At 52.5% G+C, this 5,887-nt stretch carries 6 protein-coding genes; 1 reads left to right on the forward strand and 5 read right to left on the reverse strand.

Features of this window, described 5'->3' with window-relative positions:
* The 5 genes from AB7E14_RS19405 to sdhC all read right to left on the reverse strand — a co-directional run.
* Positions 1-289, reverse strand: a 289-nt coding sequence (locus tag AB7E14_RS19405; RefSeq protein WP_428169817.1) for a 2-oxoglutarate dehydrogenase E1 subunit family protein, incomplete at its 3' end; no start/stop codon positions are given.
* 414 nt (positions 290-703) lie between these two features.
* Complete coding sequence (gene sdhB / locus AB7E14_RS19410; RefSeq protein WP_043001368.1) at positions 704-1,420, reverse strand: succinate dehydrogenase iron-sulfur subunit SdhB; 717 nt, start codon at positions 1,418-1,420, stop codon at positions 704-706.
* Positions 1,421-1,435: 15 nt separating this feature from the next.
* Positions 1,436-3,202, reverse strand: coding sequence for a succinate dehydrogenase flavoprotein subunit (gene sdhA, locus AB7E14_RS19415; RefSeq protein WP_043001369.1), 1,767 nt, complete (start codon positions 3,200-3,202; stop codon positions 1,436-1,438).
* A complete protein-coding gene (gene sdhD / locus AB7E14_RS19420) occupies positions 3,202-3,549 on the reverse strand; it encodes a succinate dehydrogenase membrane anchor subunit (RefSeq protein WP_043001370.1) in 348 nt (115 codons plus the stop codon). The genes sdhA and sdhD overlap by 1 nt, the downstream gene beginning before the upstream one ends.
* Positions 3,543-3,947: a succinate dehydrogenase cytochrome b556 subunit gene (sdhC, locus tag AB7E14_RS19425; RefSeq protein WP_043001371.1), complete on the reverse strand. Its 405-nt coding sequence runs from the start codon at positions 3,945-3,947 to the stop codon at positions 3,543-3,545. Before sdhC ends, sdhD begins: the two co-directional genes overlap by 7 nt.
* A gap of 695 nt (positions 3,948-4,642) precedes the next feature.
* Between sdhC and gltA the strand changes: the two genes are divergently transcribed.
* Positions 4,643-5,887 (forward strand): citrate synthase (gltA, locus tag AB7E14_RS19430; RefSeq protein WP_428169818.1); only part of this gene is annotated, 1,245 nt, incomplete at its 3' end.

A 5,887-nucleotide genomic window follows, 5' to 3' on the forward strand; every position in this document is an offset into this window, starting at 1 on the left:
TGATGAGCTGCAGGACTTTAACCTGCTTCACATTGGTGTCAGGGTCGGAAATCGAAGAAGAGTAACGTGAGGCATCCTTCGCCAGACGACGGAAATAATCACGCGTTTTTGAATGGAATTGATCCGGTTTGACTCCGGTGCCAGGTAACTGCTGGAACGTCGAACGCCAGTTAGCGTCTACCGAGTCAGGATCGGTTAAGAAGTCTTCATAGAGCTGTTCTATCCAGCTCTGGTTTGCGCCAGAGAGGTAAGAAGAGTCCAACCAGGCTTTCAAAGCGCTGTTCTGCATCGTGATCCCTTAAGCATTTGTATGCTTACTTCGCCGTGGATACTACCACGCATACGTCGTATGCGTGCCGGGGTTCACTTGTTACGGACTGTCGTGTGATCTGCGTCCGCTAAGGAACCTTTAAAAACTGTCTAATAATCGTCGTTGTTCAGGCTGCGACTGCGTTGCAACCGTCCCTCACCCGGTCACATAGTGAACTATGCTCCCGGCGATTCGTTCCGTTCGCGCCTTGTCTCGCGCTGAACATCTCGATTATTGCTATCAATGTGGCAGTTTTTAGAGGTTTCCTGCACTAATTTGCCTGATGGCGACCCCGTAGGCCTGATAAGCGAAGCGCCATCAGGCAACATGTGCCGGATGGCGACGTAAACGTCTTATCCGGCCTACAGGATTGCCACCGCGGGCAATGTCTACTTACGCACTGCGTTGCAACAGCATCGACTTAATATGGCCGATGGCGCGCGTCGGGTTCAGCCCCTTAGGACATACACTGACGCAGTTCATGATGCTGTGACAGCGGAATACGCTGAATGCATCGCTTATCCCTTCCAGGCGGCTGTCCGTCTCGGTATCACGGCTGTCGATCAGGAAGCGATAGGCCGCTAACAGACCCGCCGGACCGATAAACTTATCCGGATTCCACCAGAAGGATGGGCAAGACGTTGAGCAGCAGGCGCACAGAATGCATTCATACAGCCCATCGAGTTTTTCCCGCTGCTCTGGCATCTGTAAATGCTCACGAGCCGGAGGATTTTGCCCATTATTCAATAAGTAAGGCTTAATCTTCTCATATTGTGCATAGAATTGCCCCATGTCTACTACCAAATCGCGGATCACCGGCAAACCAGGCAGCGGACGGATAACAATTTTCTTACCGGGCTGAACCAGCGCTGATACCGGCGTGATGCAGGCCAGACCGTTCTTCCCGTTCATGTTCAGACCATCTGAACCACACACGCCTTCACGGCAGGAGCGGCGGAAAGAGAGACTGGGGTCTTTCTCTTTGAGCTGCATCAACGCATCCAGCAGCATCATGTCACGCCCTTCTTCGCCTTCCAGGGTGTAATCCTGCATGCGCGGAGCGTCATCAACATCCGGGTTATAGCGATAAATTGAAAACTCGAGTTTCATTGTCCTGTCTCCGCATTAGTATGTACGAATCTTCGGCGGGAATGCCGGGCGCAGTTTCGGTTCCATGTTGACTTCACGTCGGGTCATGGATTCCGTCTCTGGCAGATACAGGGAATGGCACAGCCAGTTTTCATCATCACGCTCCGGGAAGTCGAAGCGGCTATGCGCACCACGGCTCTCGGTACGGAAGTTGGCGGATACTGCGGTGGCATAGGCAGTTTCCATCAGGTTATCCAGCTCCAGACACTCTACGCGCTGGGTGTTGAATTCGCTGGAGGTGTCGTCCAGACGGGCATTTTTCAACCGCTCGCGGATGGCTTTCAGCTCTTCCAGACCTTTTGCCATCGCATCGCCTTCACGGAAGACCGAGAAGTTATGCTGCATACATTCCTGCAGCGCTTTGCGAATCACTACCGGATCTTCACCATCACGGTTATTGTTCCAGCGGTTCAGACGCGCCAGGGACGCGTCGATTTCGTCTTCTGTGGCATCGCGTAGTTCACCCTGCTCGGCGATAGATTCCTGCAGATGCAGACCGGCCGCACGACCGAAGACCACCAGATCCAGCAGCGAGTTACCACCCAGACGGTTAGCGCCGTGTACCGATACGCAGGCGATTTCACCCACCGCAAACAGCCCCGGAACCACCACGTCTTCACCCTGCTCGTTCACCGTCAATGCCTGACCGGTCACTTTGGTCGGAATACCGCCCATCATGTAGTGACAGGTTGGGATAACCGGAATCGGCTCTTTCACCGGGTCAACGTGTGCAAACGTACGGGACAATTCCAGAATGCCCGGTAGACGGGATTCGAGGACGTCTTTACCCAGATGGTCCAGTTTCAGTTTAGCGTGCGGACCCCAAGGACCATCGCAGCCGCGACCTTCACGGATTTCGATCATGATGGAACGCGCCACCACGTCACGGCCCGCCAGGTCTTTCGCATTCGGCGCATAACGCTCCATAAAGCGCTCACCGTGTTTATTCAGCAGGTAACCGCCCTCACCGCGGCAGCCTTCTGTTACCAGAACGCCCGCACCGGCAATCCCGGTTGGGTGGAACTGCCACATTTCCATATCCTGAACCGGAACACCGGCACGGATGGCCATCCCCACGCCGTCGCCGGTATTGATATGCGCGTTAGTGGTGGACTGATAAATGCGGCCTGCGCCGCCGGTGGCCAGCACGGTTGCACGGGCTTTGAAGTAAACCACTTCACCGGTTTCGATGCACAGTGCGGTACAACCGACCACTGCACCATCGGCGTTTTTGACCAGATCCAGCGCATACCACTCGGAGAAAATGGTGGTGTGGTTTTTCAGGTTCTGTTGATACAGCGTATGCAGCAGTGCGTGACCGGTACGGTCAGCTGCCGCTGCGGTGCGTGCCGCCTGCTCACCGCCGAAGTTTTTCGACTGGCCGCCAAACGGACGCTGATAGATACGACCGTCGTCGAGACGGGAGAACGGCAGCCCCATATGTTCCAGTTCCAGAATCGCTTCCGGACCGGTTTTACACATATATTCGATAGCGTCCTGGTCACCAATGTAGTCCGACCCTTTCACGGTGTCGTACATGTGCCATTCCCAGTTATCTTCATGGGTATTACCGAGCGCGACGGTGATGCCACCCTGCGCAGATACGGTATGGGAACGGGTTGGGAACACTTTGGACAGCAGCGCACAAGTCTGGCCGCTCTGGGAAATTTGCAGCGCCGCACGCATACCTGCGCCGCCTGCACCAATGACTACAGCATCAAATTCTCTGACTGGCAGTTTCATTACACACCCCACACCACAACAAATCCATAAATCACGTAAACCACCAGTGCAACGACGATAGCCAGTTGCAGCGACAACCGAATTGCCAGCGGTTTAACGTAGTCGGTCAACACCTGCCACATGCCGATCCAGGCATGAATCAAGATGGAGAAGAGTGCCAGCAGGGTGAAAACTTTGGTGAAAGCCGATGAGAAGAAACCGGTCCAGACTTCCCAGGTCAGTTCGCCGCTTGTGGCGAAGAAACCCACCATATAGATGATGTATAACGTCAGAACGATAGCGGTAGCACGGACCAGGATGAAGTCATGTACGCCATTGCGTCCTAGTGCGGAGGCGTTGCTTACCATACGAGGACTCCTGCGAGAAGTGAAAGCACGACAGTGATAACAAAAGAGATTTTGGCTGAGCGTTTACCCGCTTCGAATGTTTCTTCCAGATAGCCAAAATCCATCATCATGTGACGAACACCGACCACGACGTGATACGCCAGCGCGGTAAGGATGCCCCACATAATAAATTTAACAAAAAAGCTACCCATGATGGCGGATGCCTGCTGGAAACCTTCAGGGGAAGAGAGGCTGGTGCCCAGTAACCACAACAGGATCCCGACCGCCACAAAGGTGATCACTCCGGAAACGCGATGGAGAATGGACGCTATCGCCGTGATTGGGAACCGGATCGTTTGCAGATCCAGATTGACAGGTCTTTGTTTTTTCACATTTCTTATCATGAATAACGCCCACATGCTGTTCTTATTATTCCCTTTGGACTTTGGGTACAGAGAGTGAATCACCTGTAGCCTGAAAGACGACGGGATTTCCTTCCTCCGGTCTGCGTGCGGGTCAGACAGCGTCCTTTCTATAACTGCGCGTCATGTAAAACACTGCTTCCAGTTGCTAAAACGACACGTTACAACGCTGGGTGGCTCGGGATTGCAGGGGTTTCCGGAGACCTGGCGGCAGTATAGGACGTTCACAAAATCATTACAATTAACCTACATATAGTTTGTCGGGTTTTATCCCGAACAGTGACATAGGTCACGATAACAACATTTATTTAATTTTTAATCATCTGATTTGACAATCATTAAACAAAGTTGTTACAAACAACACCAGAAAAGGCATATAATGCGTAAAAGTTATGGGGTCACTCTTTAACCTGCAAATAAGTTATGTAACAGTAGGAAGATATTGACCGATCCCTTCAGTACAGTTAATAGTGATAGACAGGTTGAATAATTCGGATTGCTAAGTTGTTGATTTGTTGCTAATTCACCATGAGTTAACTGATTTACCTGCAAGCGCCCATTGCTCTGTACCCTGGTTTTCTCCTCTATCCAGAGCGGCGAGCCGAATAACAAACTGGTAACGGTTGATTGATGTATCGATGGCAAATCTCACCTGAGTAGTCTTAAGCAATAAGGCGCTAAGGAGACCGTAAATGGCTGACACAAAAGCAAAAATCACCCTAAATGGTGATACGGCTATTGAACTGGATGTGCTGAAGGGCACGCTAGGTCAAGATGTTATTGATATTCGTAGCCTGGGTTCGAAGGGGATGTTTACTTTTGACCCTGGTTTCACCTCTACTGCATCCTGCGAATCCAAAATTACGTTCATCGACGGCGATGAAGGCATTTTGTTGCATCGCGGCTTCCCTATCGATCAGTTAGCCACCGAGTCTAACTATCTGGAAGTATGCTACATCCTGCTGAACGGCGAAAAACCGACGCAAGCAGAGTACGACGCGTTCAGAACCACCGTGACTCGCCATACCATGATCCATGAGCAAATCACCCGTCTGTTCCACGCTTTCCGTCGCGATTCACATCCAATGGCGGTCATGTGCGGGATCACTGGTGCGCTCGCCGCGTTCTATCACGACTCTCTGGATGTTAACAATCCGCGCCACCGCGAAATCGCCGCATTCCGCCTGCTGTCCAAAATGCCGACAATGGCGGCGATGTGTTACAAATATTCTATCGGCCAGCCGTTTGTTTATCCGCGTAACGACCTCTCCTACGCCGGTAACTTCCTGAACATGATGTTCTCCACGCCGTGTGAAACCTATGAAGTGAACCCGGTACTGGAACGCGCAATGGACCGTATCCTGATCCTGCATGCCGACCATGAACAGAACGCCTCCACCTCAACGGTACGTACTGCTGGCTCGTCTGGCGCGAACCCGTTTGCCTGTATTGCTGCGGGTATTGCATCCCTGTGGGGACCGGCGCACGGCGGCGCGAACGAAGCGGCGCTGAAGATGCTGGAAGAAATCAGCTCGGTTAAACACATTCCGGAATTCGTTCGTCGTGCGAAAGACAAGAATGACTCTTTCCGCCTGATGGGCTTCGGTCACCGTGTTTACAAAAACTACGATCCGCGTGCCACCGTGATGCGTGAGACCTGCCACGAAGTGCTGAAAGAGCTGGGTACCAAAGATGACCTGCTGGAAGTGGCGATGGAGCTGGAACACATCGCGCTGAACGACCCGTATTTCATTGAGAAGAAACTTTACCCGAACGTCGACTTCTACTCCGGTATCATCCTGAAAGCGATGGGTATCCCGTCTTCCATGTTCACCGTGATCTTCGCCATGGCGCGTACCGTCGGCTGGATTGCGCACTGGAGCGACATGCATACCGATGGCAGGAAAATCGCGCGTCCACGACAGCTGTACACCGGC

The sequence above is a fragment of the Citrobacter sp. genome (assembly GCF_050252275.1).
Taxonomy (GTDB): Bacteria; Pseudomonadota; Gammaproteobacteria; order Enterobacterales; family Enterobacteriaceae; genus Citrobacter_A; species Citrobacter_A amalonaticus.

Coding starts and splice junctions, on each gene's coding strand:
- sdhC (WP_043001371.1), bottom strand. CDS start 3,947: ATGTGGGCGTTATTCATGATAAGAAATGTGAAAAAACAAAGACCTGTC.
- sdhB (WP_043001368.1), bottom strand. CDS start 1,420: ATGAAACTCGAGTTTTCAATTTATCGCTATAACCCGGATGTTGATGAC.
- sdhD (WP_043001370.1), bottom strand. CDS start 3,549: ATGGTAAGCAACGCCTCCGCACTAGGACGCAATGGCGTACATGACTTC.
- sdhA (WP_043001369.1), bottom strand. CDS start 3,202: ATGAAACTGCCAGTCAGAGAATTTGATGCTGTAGTCATTGGTGCAGGC.